The sequence below is a fragment of the Nakamurella endophytica genome (genome assembly GCF_014646215.1).
GTDB lineage: Bacteria > Actinomycetota > Actinomycetes > Mycobacteriales > Nakamurellaceae > Nakamurella > Nakamurella endophytica.
In genome coordinates, this window is record NZ_BMNA01000003.1 from 512,946 (window position 1) to 527,637 (window position 14,692).

Annotated in this window: 12 protein-coding genes and 1 pseudogene; 5 read left to right on the top strand and 8 right to left on the bottom strand. The window is 76.1% G+C overall.

Going from position 1 to position 14,692, the window contains the following annotated elements; all coding sequences use genetic code 11:
• Positions 1-26: 26 nt before the first annotated feature.
• From IEY37_RS09550 to IEY37_RS09575, 6 genes are read right to left on the bottom strand one after another with little or no spacing between them, the layout of a single operon-like run.
• Positions 27-1,058 carry an Ldh family oxidoreductase gene (locus tag IEY37_RS09550; RefSeq protein ID WP_188941291.1) on the bottom strand — a complete coding sequence of 344 codons (1,032 nt, stop codon included), beginning with the start codon at positions 1,056-1,058 and terminating at the stop codon, positions 27-29.
• The gene (locus IEY37_RS09555) at positions 1,055-1,963 is read right to left on the bottom strand and encodes an SMP-30/gluconolactonase/LRE family protein (protein WP_188941292.1); all 909 of its coding nucleotides are present in this window, start codon (positions 1,961-1,963) and stop codon (positions 1,055-1,057) included. The genes IEY37_RS09550 and IEY37_RS09555 overlap by 4 nt, the downstream gene beginning before the upstream one ends.
• Positions 1,960-2,820 (bottom strand): SDR family NAD(P)-dependent oxidoreductase, encoded by an 861-nt coding sequence (locus tag IEY37_RS09560; RefSeq protein WP_188941293.1) that lies wholly within the window; start codon positions 2,818-2,820, stop codon positions 1,960-1,962. The genes IEY37_RS09555 and IEY37_RS09560 overlap by 4 nt, the downstream gene beginning before the upstream one ends.
• On the bottom strand, positions 2,817-3,839 hold the full coding sequence (locus IEY37_RS09565; RefSeq protein WP_188941294.1) for an alpha-ketoacid dehydrogenase subunit beta: 1,023 nt from the start codon (positions 3,837-3,839) through the stop codon (positions 2,817-2,819). The genes IEY37_RS09560 and IEY37_RS09565 overlap by 4 nt, the downstream gene beginning before the upstream one ends.
• Positions 3,836-4,894 (bottom strand): thiamine pyrophosphate-dependent dehydrogenase E1 component subunit alpha, encoded by a 1,059-nt coding sequence (locus IEY37_RS09570; protein ID WP_188941295.1) that lies wholly within the window; start codon positions 4,892-4,894, stop codon positions 3,836-3,838. Before IEY37_RS09570 ends, IEY37_RS09565 begins: the two co-directional genes overlap by 4 nt.
• Entirely contained in the window at positions 4,891-6,525 is a 1,635-nt protein-coding gene (locus IEY37_RS09575; protein WP_188941296.1) for a 2-oxo acid dehydrogenase subunit E2, read from the bottom strand. Before IEY37_RS09575 ends, IEY37_RS09570 begins: the two co-directional genes overlap by 4 nt.
• Positions 6,526-6,635: 110 nt before the next feature.
• On the opposite strand from IEY37_RS09575, the gene IEY37_RS09580 reads away from it, so the two are divergent.
• The 3 genes from IEY37_RS09580 to IEY37_RS09590 all read left to right on the top strand — a co-directional run bounded on the left by IEY37_RS09580 (position 6,636) and on the right by IEY37_RS09590 (position 10,611).
• Positions 6,636-7,355 carry a FadR/GntR family transcriptional regulator gene (locus tag IEY37_RS09580; protein ID WP_229674227.1) on the top strand — a complete coding sequence of 240 codons (720 nt, stop codon included), beginning with the start codon at positions 6,636-6,638 and terminating at the stop codon, positions 7,353-7,355.
• 263 nt (positions 7,356-7,618) lie between these two features.
• A complete protein-coding gene (locus IEY37_RS09585; RefSeq protein ID WP_188941297.1) occupies positions 7,619-9,391 on the top strand; it encodes a glycosyltransferase family A protein in 1,773 nt (590 codons plus the stop codon).
• Entirely contained in the window at positions 9,388-10,611 is a 1,224-nt protein-coding gene (locus tag IEY37_RS09590; RefSeq protein WP_188941298.1) for a glycosyltransferase family 4 protein, read from the top strand. Before IEY37_RS09585 ends, IEY37_RS09590 begins: the two co-directional genes overlap by 4 nt.
• On the opposite strand, the gene IEY37_RS09595 is transcribed toward IEY37_RS09590, so the two are convergent.
• The gene (locus tag IEY37_RS09595) at positions 10,542-11,624 is read right to left on the bottom strand and encodes a glycosyltransferase family 4 protein (protein ID WP_229674272.1); all 1,083 of its coding nucleotides are present in this window, start codon (positions 11,622-11,624) and stop codon (positions 10,542-10,544) included. The two genes, IEY37_RS09590 and IEY37_RS09595, sit on opposite strands and share 70 nt — an antisense overlap.
• 35 nt (positions 11,625-11,659) lie before the next feature.
• Between IEY37_RS09595 and IEY37_RS09600 the strand changes: the two genes are divergently transcribed.
• A complete protein-coding gene (locus IEY37_RS09600) occupies positions 11,660-12,817 on the top strand; it encodes a glycosyltransferase family 9 protein (RefSeq protein WP_229674228.1) in 1,158 nt (385 codons plus the stop codon).
• Positions 12,818-13,033: 216 nt separating this feature from the next.
• Here IEY37_RS09600 and IEY37_RS09605 read toward each other — a convergent pair.
• A pseudogene (locus IEY37_RS09605) lies at positions 13,034-13,405 on the bottom strand (VOC family protein); the annotation flags it as partial.
• A 148-nt stretch (positions 13,406-13,553) separates the two neighbouring features.
• Between IEY37_RS09605 and IEY37_RS09610 the strand changes: the two are divergent.
• Positions 13,554-14,582 carry an NADPH:quinone reductase gene (locus IEY37_RS09610; RefSeq protein WP_229674229.1) on the top strand — a complete coding sequence of 343 codons (1,029 nt, stop codon included), beginning with the start codon at positions 13,554-13,556 and terminating at the stop codon, positions 14,580-14,582.
• Positions 14,583-14,692: the final 110 nt, after the last annotated feature.

Below are 14,692 nucleotides of genomic sequence, written 5' to 3' on the forward strand. Positions count from 1 at the left end.
CTGCACCCGGACCGGTGTCGCCACGCTCACGCCGGCAACCGCACCCCGAGCCGGTCGCCGAGCTCGACGAGCCGGTCCCACAGCGTGTCCAGCATCGGGAAACCGTCCCGCAGCCGCCGTTCCCGGGTGGCGCGCTCGACGTCCCCGGGCAGCAGCACCCGCTCGACGCCCTCGGCGGGCGGCGAGCCGCGCAGCACGTCGGAGGCCTCGGTGATCTCCGCGGCGAAGGAGTCCGGGTCGATGAGCCGGCCGGGCGCCAGCGCGAGCAGCACCAGGCCGTTGCCCCACCGGTACTGCGGCAGGAAGCCGACGTGGTTGCCCGACAGCGCGCCGCCCAGCAGCTCCACCAGCACGGCCAGACCGAAACCCTTGTGGCCGCCGAACGGCAGCAGGGATCCGCCGGAGTAGAAGTCCTCGGGGTCGGTGCTCGGGCGGCCGTCGGCGTCCTGGATCAGCCCCGGCGCGACCTGCCGGCCGGCGGCCCGTTCGATCCGGAGCTTGCCCTCCGCGACCGCGGCCGTGGCGAAGTCGACGATCAGCGGCGGCCGCTCGCCGGACGGGATGCCGGCGGCGAAGGGATCCGTGCCGAGCAGCCGCTGCCGGCCGCCGAACGGCGCGACCGACGGGTCGGCGTTGCACCACAGGATGCTCACCAGGCCCTGCGCGGCGAGGTCCTCCGCGTACTCGCCGAGCCGGCCGATGTGGTTGCAGGAGTGCGCGGTGACCACCGAGACGCCGTGCTGCCTGGCCAGTTCCGCCGCGGTCCGGACGGCGAGCCGGCCGGCCAGCTGACCCCAGCCGTGCCGCCCGTCGACGACCGCCGACGCACCCGAGGTGCGCTCGACCACCGGTTCCGCGGCCGCATCGGCACGGCCGTCGGTGAGGAACTCGGCGTACCAGGGCAGCCGGAGCAGCCCGTGCGAGTCGTGACCGCACAGGTTGGCCGAGACCAGGGACCTGGCCACGACCTCGGCGGACGCGCGGGGCGTGCCCATGCCCTCCAGCAGCCGGGTGCCGATCTCCTCGCCCTGCGCGGCGGTGAGCATCCGATCGGTCATCGTCCCTCCGTCCCGTCGACCCCGACGGCGACCGGCCTCCACGGGACGGCCGGTGGCGCGCCGACACCCGGCCGGACGGCGAACACGTCGCCGGCCTGCGGGGTGCGTGCCAGGTCCGCCGCGGACAGCCCGGACCGGGCGGTCGTGATGTACAGCGTCTGGCCGTCGTCGTCACCGAAGGCGCAGCTGGTCACGTGCGGGACCGGCAGCTCCAGGACGGTGTCCAGCCGGCCGTCCGGCGTGAACCGGCGGACCTGCGAGCCGTCCCACAGCGCCACCCAGACGGCGCCGGTCCCGTCGACGCACAGTCCGTCCGGCGACCCGAGATCCGGTGCGAACGGCGCGGCGTCGCCGACCCGACCGGTGTCCGGGTCGTAGAGGTACGCGGCCACGGCGCCGGACTTGGTGTCCGCGTAGTACAGGCGGCGCCCGTCCGGCGACCAGCCGAGCCCGTTGGACAGGCCGACGTCCGGGACCACGGTGTCGACCCGCGGCCCGTCGGACAGCACGAGCAGGGCGCAGTCCCGCTCGGCGTCCACCAGCGACAGGGTGCCCGCCAGGCAGCGGCCGGCCGGGTCCACCTTGGCGTCGTTGAAGCGCAGGTCGCGGCGGTCGCCCAGCACGTCGAGCAGCGTGCCGGTGGTGCCGCTGTCGCGGTCCAGCACCCGGAACCCGCTGCGGGTCACCAGCAACACCGAACCGTCCGCGGCGGGCAGGGCGGCGCCCAGGTTCTGGTCGAGCTCCAGCAGGGTCGCGACGCCCTCCGCACCGGCCCGGTGCAGGCGGCCGGCCAGGATGTCGACGAAGAGCAGCTCGCCGCGCCGGGCGTCCCACACCGGGCCCTCGCCGAGTTCCGCGCCGACCCGGTGGGCCACCTCCGGTCGCAGCGTCCGGACCCCGCTCACCTCGCCACCTCCGTCCTGGTGCCGACGGTGCCGCCGGCGTTCAGCGCCAGGTTCCCACCGTCCACCGGAACCACCGCCCCGGTGACGAAGCGCGCCGCGTCGGAGGCCAGGAAGTGCACCACGGCGGCGATCTCGCCGGGCTCGGCCAACCGGTGCAGGGGCACCCCGCGCAGCATCCGGTCGCCGACCGACCCGCCGTCCAGCGCGGGGTCCGTCAGCAGCGGGGCGAAACCCTCCGTCCGCACCTGGCTGGGCGCGACCGCGTTGACCCTGACCCCGTCGGCCGCCCATTCGACGGCCAGCTCCCGGGTCAGCTGCTCGACCGCGCCCTTGCTCACGCTGTACGCGAAATTCCCCCGGCCCAGCGCCGTGGACCCGGCGATGGACGAGATGTTCACGACGGCACCGCCTCCTGAGCGCGCCATGGCGCGGTGGGCCTGCTGGGCCGCCAGGAAGTAGCCGACGACGTTGACCGCCAGCACCCCGGTCAGCTCCTCGACGGTCAGCTGCGCCGGCAGCGTGTGGCTGCCCCGCGCGGCGTTGTTGACCAGGACGTCGACCGGACCGACCGTGTCGTCGACCCAGCGGAACGCCTGCCGGACCGCAGCGGGGTCGGCCATGTCGCACACCCGGTGGTGTGCCGTGCCACCGGCCGCGGTGATCGCCTCGGTGGTCGCGGCCGGCTCCGCGCGGTCCAGCCCCACGACGTGCGCGCCGGCGGCCGCCAGCCGGCGGGCCACCGCGCTGCCGATGCCCTGCCCGGAGCCGGTCACCACGGCGATCCGGCCGGCGAGCGACAGGTCGCCGGTCGGGTCGGCGACCGTGGCGGCCGCGGTGGGACTCCCGGGGTCGGTCACCGTGCCGCTCCCGCTCCCACGGCCGGGTCGAGGACCGGCCCCTGCGCGGTCGCGACGTCCCGCACGGTCCGGACGATGACGTCCAGGTCGGGCAGCAGGGCGTCGACCAGCACCGGGCTGTGCGGGATCGGGCTGTGCGCGCCGGTGACCCGGGCGACCGGCTGGTCCAGGTACCAGAACGCCCGGTCGCTGATCGTCGCGATGATCTCGGCGGCCGGCCCCGCCAGGTGCGGTGCCTCGTCGACCACCACGGCCCGCCCGGTCCGGCGCACGGACCCGACCACGGTGTCGACGTCCAGCGGCGCCAGCGTGCGCAGGTCGACGACCTCCACGTCTACGCCCTGCCCGGACAGGGTCTCCGCGGCCTTCTCGGCGAGACCGACGCCGTAGCCGTAGGTCACGACGGTGACGTCGGTGCCGGGTCGGGCGATCCGGGCCCGGCCGATCGGGACCAGCTCGTCCGGACCGCCGACCGGCCCGCGGGCGCCGGTGAGCATCTTGTGCATCATGAACACCACCGGGTCCTCGCCGCGCAGTGCGGACTTGAGGAGTCCCTTCACGTCCCACGGCCGGTACGGGTAGACGACCGCGAGCCCGGGGACGTTCATCAGCGCCGTCTGCAGGCTGTTGTTGTGCTGTGCGCCGCCCTGCGCCACGCCCGTCGACGCCCGGACCACCAGCGGCACCGGGCGTCCCCACATGTAGCGGATCTTGGCGGCCTGGTTGATCAGCTCGTCCATGGCGCCGTAGGCGAAGTCCATGAAGTTCAGGTCCACCACCGGCCGGGCGCCGGCCAGCGCCGCGCCGACCCCGGAGGCCACCATGGCGGCCTCGGAGATCGGGGTGTCGCGGATCCGGTCGTGGCCGAACCGCTCGCCCAGGCCGTTGACCTGGGAGAAGTGGCCGCCGCGGTCGTAGAGGTCGGTGCCGAGGACGAAGACCGTCGCGTCGCGCTCCATCTCCTCCCGCATGCCGGCCTGGTAGGCGGTCGAGTAGGTGCCCTGCTCGGGGGCGCTCACCGGGTGTACCCCTGCGAGTCGCTCCAGGCGCTCACGTTCCCGGCGGCGGTGGAGGGGTCCGGCCATGGCGATTCCTCGGCGACGGTGACGGCGTGGTCGATGGTCCGCCTGGCCCGGTCGGCCAGGTCGGTGAGCTGCTCGGGTGTCAGCAGCCCGGCGTCGGTGAGCCGGGCGCTGAACCGCTCGACGGGGTCGCGCGAGCTGCGCCACTGCAGCACCTCGTCCTCGGTGCGGTAGCGCACCACCTCGCCGCTGTTGTGGCCCTTGTAGCGGTAGGTCAGCATCTCCAGGAAGGTCGGGCCGGCGCCGCTGCGGGCCCGGTCGGCCGCGGCCCGCACGGCGACCTGCACGGCCAGCACGTCCTGCCCGTCGACCTGGTGGGAGGGCAGCCCGAAGCCGGCGGCGCGCTCGGCCACCGAGGTGCCACCGGTCACCGACTTGGACGCGGTCTCGACGGCGTACAGGTTGTTCTCGCACACCACCACCAGCGGCAGGTTCCAGACCGCCGCGAGGTTGACGAACTCCCAGGTGCGGCCGGTGTTCGCGCCGCCGTCGCCGAAGAGCCCGACGGCCACCGAACCGTTGCGCAGGATCGACGAGCCCAGGGCGCCGCCCAGTGCGATGCCGAGCCCGGCACCGACGATGCCGTTCGTGCCCCACAGGCCCCGGTCGAAGTCCGCCAGGTGCATGGAACCGCCGCGGCCGCCGTTGGCGCCGTCGCGCTTGCCGTACAGCTCGGCCATCACCGCGTCCGGGGGCAGGTGCTTGGCCAGCGCGTGGTGGTGGGACCGGTGGGTGCCCGCGACGACGTCGCCGTCCCGCAGGCCGCGGGCGATGCCGACGGCGACCGCCTCCTGGCCGATGGCCGGGTGCATGCCGCCCGGCACCTTGCCGCGGAGCGCGAGCCCGTCGGCCGTCTCCTCGAAGGTCCGGATCAGCAACATGTCACCGAGCCAGTCCCGCAGCGCGGGACCGTCGGCGGGCAGGTCCGCGGGACCCGCCGCGCTCGGTGCCGGGGCGGTGAGGACCCCGGCCTGGTCGTCGTCGGTGCTCATGCCTGCTCTCTCGCGATCGGGGTGGTCGAGGGGGACGGTGCGGGTGCGCTGCCGGGCGGCCCGGCCGCGGTGGGCAGCGGCCCGAACCCGACGAGCAGCTCGGGTGCCGCGGTGACGGCGGCCAGCCGCGCCAGCAGCTCGCCGGCGTGCTGGCCGTCCCAGCTGCGGTGGTCGACGTTCAGGGTCGCGTGCATCGTCACTGCCACGGCCAGGGCGCCGTCCCGCACGACCGGTCGCTGCGCCATCCGACCGACGGTGAGCAGGCTGGTCTGGCCGACCGGGACGATGCCGGTGAACTGGTCCACGCCGAGCGCCCCCAGGTTGGACAGCGTCGTCGCCGGGGTCCGGCGGTCGTCGGTGGAGGCGCGGCCGGAGCGGGCCCGCCCCACGGCGGCCCGCCGTGCGGCCGCCAGCTCCAGCAGGTCCAGGCGGGGCACGTCCCGGAGCACCGGGATGGCGACGCCGCGGTCGGTGGCGACCGCCAGGCCCACGTCCAGGTCCGTCCGCTGCTCGCGCGCCACGAACGCCAGCGCGAGCGCGCGCAGCAGCAGGTCGGTGACGGTGACCTGCGGCAGCACCACCCGCACCTGGCGCAGTGCGATGTCGAACCGGTCGAGCACCAGCTCGCGGGTGACCGAGAAGTGCGGGATCTCGCTCCAGGACCGGCTCACCGCGGCGGCCACCGCGGCACGGTAGGGATCGGGCGCGGGAGCACCGGTACCGGGCGCCGCGGGCGGCGCCGTGGTCGCCGCCGTGGGTGCCGCCGCAGGGGCGGCAGCAGGCTCCGGTCGGGGGCGAGCCGGCGGGGCCGGCGGGGCAGTGGGTGCCGGCGGGGCAGTGGGCGCCGGCGCGGCAGTGGGCGCCGGGCCGGCGGCGGCGCGCTCGGCGGCTTCCCGTCGGGCGCGTGGGCTGGTGCGGTGCGGCCGCCCGTCGTCGGCACCCTGCACGGCACTCTGGGCGGCACTCTGGGCGGCACTCTGGGCGGCACCGTGCACGGCATCGGCGGGCGAGCCGGTCGGGTCGGGCCGGACACCGGCGTCCTGGCCGGCACCCGGCGTCGGGTCGGCGGTGCCGGCGCCCACCGCGCCGTCCACCACGGCGGCGCCGCACGCCGCCGGATCGAGGCCCGGCCCGGGCGGGCGGGCCGGAGCCGGACCGGCGGGCGGATGGTCCTGGGCGGCGGCCGGACCGGAGGCGGCGGGCGTCGGCTCGGTGGCACCGGGACCCACGGCACCGTCCACGACGGCGGCGCTGCGGGCGGCCGTCGGGTCGGCGGTGCCGGCCGCGGCGCTCACGCCGTCCGCCGAGGCCGACGACGGGGTCACGGAGGACGCGGTGGAGGACGCCGCCGGCGGGGTCGCCTGCTGCGCGGGCGGCGCTGCGGTCGGGGACTCCCCGTCCTCCAGGACCTGCGCGATGGTGGTGCCCGGCGCCACGGCCTCGAGCACCTGCACCAGGTGCGGGCCGAGGACGCCGTCCGCGACGGACTCCACCTCGAGTTCGGCCTTGGAGGTCTCGACCACGGCGACGACCTCGCCGGCGCGGACGGAGTCGCCCGGTTCCTTCTGCCAGCTGACCAGCGTCACGTCGTCCGGAGCCATCCCGGTGACCGGGATGAAGATGTCCTGCACCGTTCTCCTCACGTCCCTGTGAGACATCAGACGTCTGACGTCGGAGGAGACGCTAGAGTGACCTCTTCCGGCGGTCAAGACCGACCGGGCAATCGGGGGAGGAGGTGTCGGTGACCGCACCCGTGGCCGGGCCCGGAGCCCGGCGGCCGCAGTTCGACCTGCAGCAGGAGATCAAGCAGCTGATCCTCGAGGAGGGGTTGCAACCCGGGTCGCTGCTGCCGACCGAGACCGATCTCATGGCCCGCTGGGGCGTCAGCCGGAGCTCCGTCCGCGAGGCGTTGAAAAGCCTGCAGGCCCGTAGCATCGTCTCGATCGAGCACGGCCGCGGCACCTTCGTCGGGCAGCCGTCGCTCGACTCGTTCGTCGACACCCTGGTCTTCCACCGGCACATGGCGAGCCGTCAGGACGGCCTGGCCACCGCCGCCGACCTGGTCGACGTCCGCGAGATCCTGGAGACCGAGCTGGTGCAGCGGGTGGCCAGGACTGCCGACGACGCCCTGCTCGCGGACCTGTCCGCAATCGTCGAGCGGATGGCCGACGCGGCGGCGGCCGGTCGGCGTTTCGAGGACGACGACCGCACCTTCCACCAGCGGCTGTACGCGCCGCTGCGCAACGACCTGGTGCTGCAGCTGCTGGCCGCGTTCTGGGACGTGCTGGACGCCGTCGGCCCGTTGCTGCCCAGCCAGCCCGCCGACCTGCCGGGCGACGCCGAGCTGCACCGGCGGATCGTCCAGCGCCTGCGCGACCGGGATGCGGCGGGTGCGGCGGCGGCCATGCGGGACCACTTCCGCGGCACCCACGCCTGGATCGACGGTTCCGTACCGCACTGAGCGCCGCACCGCCGGCACCGAGCGCCGCACTGAGCGCCGCACCGCCCGCACCCGGAGCCGCACCGCCCGCAGCGGGCGCCGGCTCGCGGCCCGGTTTGCTTCGACGTCGAACTGGGTAGTGTGGCCGGGAGATGCGGCCGAGGGACGGGAGAGACCGCGCGGCGCCCCCCGCGGCGCCGGGCACGCCGGCGCGGAGGTGCCCGGACGGGGCCCCGGCACGCCCGTCGGAGGCCGGCACGGCCGCGGCAGCGCCCAGGGTGACGGTGCTGGTCCCCGTGTTCGACCAGGCCGAATTCCTGCCGCAGGCATTGGGCGGCCTGCTGGCCCAGCGCGGCCCGTCCTGGGAGCTCGTCGTCGTGGACGACGGGTCGACCGACGACCTGGCCGCCGCCCTGCGGACGCTGCCCGCCGAGGTCCCGGTGCGGGTGCTCCGGCATCCGGAGAACCGCGGGCTCGGGGCCGCGTGCAACACCGGGCTGGACGCGGCGCAGGCCGACGTCATCGCTTACTTGCCCGCCGACGACGTCTGGTTCGACGGGCACCTGGCCGCGCTGGTGGACGCGCTGGACCGGCAGCCGGGCGCGATCCTCGCGCACGGCGAGCTCGACGACCCGACGGTCGACGCGCAGCAGCTGGTGCAACTCGCGCACCGGCGGACGGAGCTGCGGTGGCGGACCCGCGCGGACGTCGAGTCGGACGATCTCGGCCTGCTGTTCCTCGACGACCTGCGGGCCGCCGGGCCGGTCGCCCCGACCGGTCGGGTGAGCTGCCGGTGGGTCCGCCACCCCGGGCAGCGCAGCCGCACGTTCGACCCGGCCGAGGGCGGGCTCAACGTGTTCCGCCGCCGCTACCGGGCCGCCGGGCCGCTGCGGTTCGCGCCGCGGCACGGCGCCGCGGTCGACGAGCAGCTGCTGTACCCCGATCCCTTGCCGCCCGCTCCGGCACCGGACGCGCCGCACGTCCTGCTGGTCGGCGAGCTGGCTTACAACCCGGACCGGCTGCTGCTGCTCGCCGAGCGGAACGTGCGGATGACCGGGCTGTGGATCGACGACCCGCTCGGCTTCATGTCGGTCGGCCCGCTGCCGTTCGGTCGGGTCGCCGAGCTGCCGCGGACGGGGTGGCTGGACGCGCTCCGCCGGGACCCGCCGGACGTGGCGTACTGCCTGCTCAACTGGCGGACCATCCCGCTCGCTCTGGCGCTGGCCGAAGCGCTGCCGTCGCTGCCGCTGGTGTGGCACTTCAAGGAGGCGCCGCAGCGCAGCCTGGACCGCGGCGACTGGCCGCTGCTGGCGCGGCTGTGGCGGCGGGCGGACCACGTCCTGCTCGCCAGCCGCGAGGAGCGCGACTGGCTGGAGCTGGCGCTGCCCGGGCAGCGCGATCCGGCGGCGACCGGGGTGATGGACGGCGACCTGCCCCGCGGCCGCTGGTTCACCGGCCCGGTGGCCGACCGGACCGACCGCGACGGCGTGCACACCGTCTGCGTCGGGCGCCCGGTGGGCCTGACCCCGGCCGTCCTGGCCGAGCTGGCCGCCGCGGACGTGCACGTGCACCTGCACGGCGTCCGCGACGCCGGGCCCGCGGATCCCTGGCTGGTGGCGGCGCGGGCGGCCGCTCCGCGGCACCTGCACCTGCACCCCGCCGTCGCGCCGCCCTGCTGGCGGCGCGAGCTGTCGAGGTACGACGCCGGCTGGCTGCACGTCGTGCCGGCGGTCAACGGTGGCGACCTGCGACGCGCGACCTGGGACGATCTCAACCTGCCCGCACGGCTGCCCACGCTGGCCGCCGCGGGGCTACCGGTCCTCGTGCCGGACCCGGGTGCGTCGGTGAACGCCGTGGCCCGGACCACCGGCGAGGCGGGCGTCGCCGTGCGATTCTCGTCGCCCGGGGACGCCGCCGAGCGGCTGCGGGACCTCGACGCCCTGGCGGCCACCCGCGCCGCGATGGACGCCGGCCGGTCCGCCTGGGCCTTCGAGTCGGCGGTCGACGACCTGCACCGCATCTTGCTGGCCACCGCCGACAGACAGGGACGACGATGACCGACCTGCACGTACTCCGCCTGACGTCCGTGTTCGAGCCGGACACCAAGGACGCCGACGAGGTCGAGGCGCAGGCCCGGTTCGACCCCATCGGCGGGACCCAGAACCACACGGCCAACCTGACCAGGGCCATGGACGCCCGCGGCGTCCGGCAGACCGTGCTGACCTCGCGGTTGGGCGGCCCGGTCACCGACACCGTGCTCGGCCACCGCGCACGCATCCGCCGGGTCGGCCTGCCGATCCGCCGCTTCCGGCAGCTGTGGGCGCTGGCCGCGGCGGCGACCGCGCTGCGGGCACCGGCCGTCGACCTGGTCCACGCGCACCAGGGGGAGGACCTGGCGACCCTGCCGCTGGCGGTGTTCGCCGCCCGCCGGCACCGCTGCCCCCTGGTGGTCACCCTGCACTGCAGTGTGCACCGCACCGTGCCGACCGCCGGGCTCAAGCTGTCCCTGCTGCGCTGGCTCGGCGGGCCGCTGGAGACCGCCTGCCTGCGGGCCGCCGACGCCGTCATCGCGCTGACCCCGGCGTCCGCCCGGGCGCAGGGCGGCCTGCAGGCCAGGACCTCGGTCATCCCGTCGGGGGTCGAGTCCGAGCACTACCCGGCGCTGCCCAGCCCGCTGCTGGCCGACGTGCCGCACCCTGTCGTGCTGTACCTGGGGCGGCTGGCCCGGCAGAAGTCGGTGCCGACGCTGGTCGAGGCGTTCGGGCTGCTGCGGCAGCCGGCGTCGCTGGCGGTCATCGGGGACGGGCCGGACGCGCACGCCGTCGACGAGGCGGTCCACCGGCTGCCGTCCGACGCCCGAGTCCGGGTGCACCGGTCCGGGTTCCGGCCGCACGACGAGGTGCCGGCGCTGCTCGCGGCGGCCGACGTGCTGGTGCTCCCGTCGGTGTACGAGGAGATGGGATCGGTGCTGGTCGAGGCCCTGCAGGCAGGGGTGCCGGTGGTCGCCAGCCGGGTCGGCGGCGTCCCGGCCGTGGTGGACGACGGCGTCACCGGCCTGCTCGTCCCGCCCAGCGATCCGGCCGCGCTGGCCGCCGCGCTCGACCGGCTGCTGGCCGACCCGGACGAGCGCGCCGCCATGCGCGCGGCGTCGCTGGCCAGAGCCGCCGGCTACGACTGGCACTCGCTCGCCGAGCGGGTCGCCGAGGTCTACGACGCCGCGCTCACCGCGCGCCGCAGCAGGTCCGACAACCGCGCCGCCAGCCCCGGGACCGTGTAGTGGGTGCTCGTGTGCCGGCCGGCGTCGGCCAGCGCCCGGCGGAGCGCGGGATCCCGGGCCAGCCGGCCGACCGCGGCGGCCAGGGCAGCCGGGTCACCGGCCGGGACCAGCAGCGCGTTCCCGCCGTCCCGCAGGTACTCGGCGGAGCCGCCGGTGCCGGTGGCGACGACGGGGGTGCCGCACGCCATGGCCTCGAGCGGGACCAGGCCGAACGGCTCCTGCCACCGCGAGGGGAAGAGCACGGCGTCCGCAGCGCGGTAGTACCGGGGCAGGTCGGGGCGGTCCACCGGGCCGGCGACGTCGACGCGGTCCCGGACGCCGGACCGGCCGATCAGCTCGTCCAGCACCGCGCTCTGCGTGGGGTGGGGCGGTCCGACGACCGTGAGCCGGTCCGACGGCGGCAGCAGGGCGAGCGCGGACACCGCGTCCTCGACGCCCTTGGCCGCGGCCAGCCGGCCGACGTAGAGCAGCCGGCCGCCCCACGGCCGGTCCGGCTCCGGCGCGGGGAGCCGGTCGGGCCCGAACACGTCGACGTCGATGCCGCTGTGCACGACGGCCGACCGCTGCGGAGCCCAGGCCGGCGGGTGGGTGGCGCGGCGCAGGTGCTCGCTGACGTAGGCCAGGGCCGAGCCCGGGGCGCACGGCCGCACGTCGGCCGGGGCGTCGTGCAGCCACCCGTCGCAGACGGCCAGCACGACCGGGACGCCGGCCTCGGCGACGGGGTCGAGCACGGCCGCGACGGGCACCCGGGCCAGGTTCCAGGCGCTCACCACCTCCGGCCGGAGATCGGCCAGCGCCTGCTGCACGACGGCCCGGCAGTGCGCGCCGGCGTCCGCGTCCGGCCGGCGCAGCTCGCGCCGGACCTCGGGCTCGGCGGGGACGTCGGCCCCGGTGGTCAGCACCAGGACCCGGTGGCCGGCGGCCCGCCAGACCCGGACGACGTCGGCGCAGGAGCGCTCGTACCCCCCGGTGGCGGCCGGCGGGTACGTGTCGGTCAGCACCAGGATGCGCATCACCGGTCATCCTGCCCCAGCGTGCGGCGGGAGCTGTGACGGCCGACCTGCCGGTGCCCGGCGTCCGGCCGGCCGGCGCGCGGTCGGCGGTGGATCCGGCGGCGCCGCTGCCGCCCGGCCGGCGGCCGCTCGCGGATCCCGCCGTGCGCACCGTCGCCCTGGTCCGGCTGCGCACCGGGCTGGGCGACCTGCTGGCGTCGGTGCCGGCGTTGCGGGCGCTGCGGACCGCGCGCCCGGACCTCGCGGTCACGCTGGTCACCTACGGCGAGATGGCCCCCGTGGTGGCGCGGTCCGCGGCGTACGTCGACGAGTTGCTCGCCTTCCCCGGGCATCCGGACATCCCGGAACGGCCGGCTCCCGCCGCCGCGGAGGTGGACCGCTGGTTCGACCAGGTGCGGGCCCGGCGGTTCGACGTGGCCGTGCAGATGTACGGCGCGCTGCCGGCGGCGAACGAGGTGACGGCGGCGCTGGGCGCGCGGATCACCGCCGGCTTCCTGACCCCGGGTGCGGCGGCCGGCGACCTGACCACCCACCTGCCGTACCCGTTCCGCGCCCACGAGGTCGACCGGCACCTGCGGCTGCTGGAGTTCCTCGGTGTCCCACCGGCGGGGCGGCACCTCGAGTTCCCCTTGACGGCGGGCGAAGTGGCGGCCGCGCGGACCGTCCTGACCGAGACCGGTCTGACCGGTGGGCCACTCGCCGTCGTGCACCCGGGAGCCACGGCGCAGAGCCGGCTCTGGCCGACCGGGTACTTCGCCGCGGTGGCCGACGGCTTGGCGGAGCGCGGTTTCCGCGTGGCGATCACCGGCGTGCCGTCGGAACGCCCGCTGGTGGACGCGGTGCGGGCGGCAGCCCGGTCGGCGCCCGTCGACCTGTGCGGCTGCACCGACCTCGGCGGTGCCGGTGCCGTGCTGGCCGCCGCGGACGTGCTGGTCAGCAACGACACCGGAGTGGTGCAACTCGCCGTCGCGCTTGGAACCCCTTCCGTCACGGTGTATCTCGCCGGTGACGCGGCGCGGTGGCGTGGCGCGGAGGCCGACGGGCACCGGGCGGCGATGGTCGACGTCGGCTGCAACCCCTGTGGTCTGCAGCGCTGCCCGATCGACTTCCGGTGCGCCCACTGGCTCACGCCCGCGCAGGTGCTGGCGGAGGTCGACCTGCTGCCGCGCCGCCGCCCCGCCCCGGCCGGCTGAGCCGGACCGGTCCGCTCCTCCTGGGGCCGCCGGTCCGGTGCCGTGCGTGATGGTTCCGTCCAGTGGCGGCGCCGTCCGTGGCCCGTCTGTGTCGGTGTCGGTGTCGGGTCAGTCCGGCGCCGTACCTGAGGTGCCGGTGACCGGTCAGTTCGGCGCCGGGCCCGTCCCGGCTGCCGGGTCCGCCGCCGGGGCGTCGGCGTCGGTCGACCCATCGATCGACGCCCGTTCCGCGGCGCTGCGCAGGACGCAGAACTCGTTGCCCTCTGGGTCGGCGAGCACGGCCCAGCCGCGGCCGTCCGGCCGCCGCAGATCGTCGACCAGCATGGCGCCGAGCTCCAGCACCCTGGCCACCTCGTCCTCGCGCGGCCCGTCCGGCTCCAGGCACAGGTGCAGCCGGTTCTTGACGACCTTGTGCTCGGGCACCACCTGGAAGATCAGATGGCCGCCGTTGCCCAGGGGGAGTCCCACCTCGACGTCACCGGGATCGGCGTCCGGGTCCACCGGCACCCCGAGCAGCCAGCTCCAGAAGAGGGCCAGCTCGTAGGGCCGGGCGCAGTCGACGCTGATGTTGAGGATCCGCGAGGTCACCGGGTCAGCCTGGGGCCGGCGGGAATCGGCGGCAACCGGGCCGCGTTTGCGGCCGGTACCGGACGGGGACAGCGAGGAGCGGCGCGGGCCGCCCCTGGGCGCGCCCCGCGGGCCGGCACCGAGCACACGACGAGCAGCAGGAGGACCGGTGACCTCGAGCGCAACCGCACGGGCGATCGTCTACAGCGGGACCGGTGGGCCGGAGGTGCTCCGCCTCGTCGACAAGCCGCTGCAGGCACCGCCGCCCGGGCACGTCCGGGTCCGCATCGTGCGGTCGGGCGTCAACCCGACCGACTGGAAGTCCCGGGCCGGCAGCGGGACGCCGGCTCCGGTGGACCCGCCGCAGGTGCCGGGCCAGGACGGCGCCGGCATCATCGACGACATCGGCGCCGGCGTGGACGTCGAGCGCGTCGGCCAGCGGGTGTGGCTGTGGGAGGCTGCCTGGCAGCGGCCCGAGGGAACCACCCAGGACTTCGCCGTGGTGCCGGCGCAGCAGGCGGTGCCGCTGCCGGATTCGGCGTCGTTCGACCTGGGCGCCGGGCTGGGCATCCCGTTCCTGACGGCGCACCGCTGCCTGACCGTCACCGAGGACGGCCCCACGCACCTGGGACCCGGCGCGCTGACCGGCCGCACCGTGTTCGTCGCCGGCGGCGCGGGCGCCGTCGGGAACGCGGCCATCCAGCTGGCGCGGTGGGCCGATGCCACGGTGCTGACGTCGGTGAGCAGCCCCGACAAGGCGCAGCTGGCCGCCGCGGCCGGCGCCGACCACGTCATCAACTACCGCGAGCAGGACGTGGCCGCCGAGGTGCGCAAGATCGTGCCGGCAGGCGTCAACACCGTCGTCGAGGTGTCGCCGGCCCGCAACGCGTCGATCGACACCGCGATCCTCGCCCCGAACGGCTCCATCGCCATCTATGCCAATGACGGCGGCTCCGAGCTGACGTTGCCGGTGCGGGACTCGATGGCACCGAACATCCGGTGGCAGTTCGTCCTCGTCTACACCGCCCCGCGCGAGGCCAAGGAGCGCGCCGTTCGCGCGGTGTCCGCGGCCCTGGCGGCCGGGGCCATCCGTCCCGTGCTGCCGCAGCACCACTTCCCCCTCGACCAGGCCGGCGCCGCCCACCAGGCCGTGCAGGACTCGGTCGTCGGCAAGGTGCTCATCGACGTCGCGGACTGACGGGCGGCGCTCCGTCCGGTACCGTCCTCACCGGTGCGGTCGGCAGCCGAATGGTCACGGAGCGCCGCACGAACGGTGCGCACGACCTACGATGGCCGGGACACCGACCC